The organism is Komagataeibacter intermedius TF2, from assembly GCF_000964425.1.
GTDB lineage: Bacteria > Pseudomonadota > Alphaproteobacteria > Acetobacterales > Acetobacteraceae > Komagataeibacter > Komagataeibacter intermedius.
Genome location: NZ_BANF01000388.1, coordinates 1 through 354, shown reverse-complemented (window position 1 = coordinate 354; position 354 = coordinate 1). Strand labels below are relative to the sequence as shown.

Annotated in this window: 1 protein-coding gene; it reads right to left on the bottom strand. The window is 66.1% G+C overall.

Annotated elements, in window-relative coordinates; translation table 11 throughout:
• The coding region (locus B7449_RS17685) for a zinc-binding dehydrogenase (RefSeq protein WP_048883965.1) at positions 1–354 on the bottom strand (354 nt) is incomplete at both ends.

Here is a 354-nt window from a genome sequence, read left to right as displayed (position 1 = left end):
GTCGAGCGCGGCCGGGTCATCAATCAGGCCGAAATGCCCCTGGGGCGCGATCAGCGCGATAATCTCTGGCATATGCCGATCGGTCTGCGTCGTGGAAAAGACGAAGCCGGGCGCGCCGGTCGGAAGGGCGGCGACCTGCGCGGCAAGCGGCCTGCTGTGATCCACCACATGATGTGCCCCGAGGGATTTTACCCAGTCGCGCGTTTCTGGCCGGGAGGCGGTGGCGATGACCGTGACATCGGTCAGGACCCGCGCCAACTGGATGGCGATGGAGCTGACGCCGCCAGCGCCGCCGATAATCAGCACGGCTGGCTTCACGCCGGGGACTGACCGACGGATATCCAGGCGATCGAA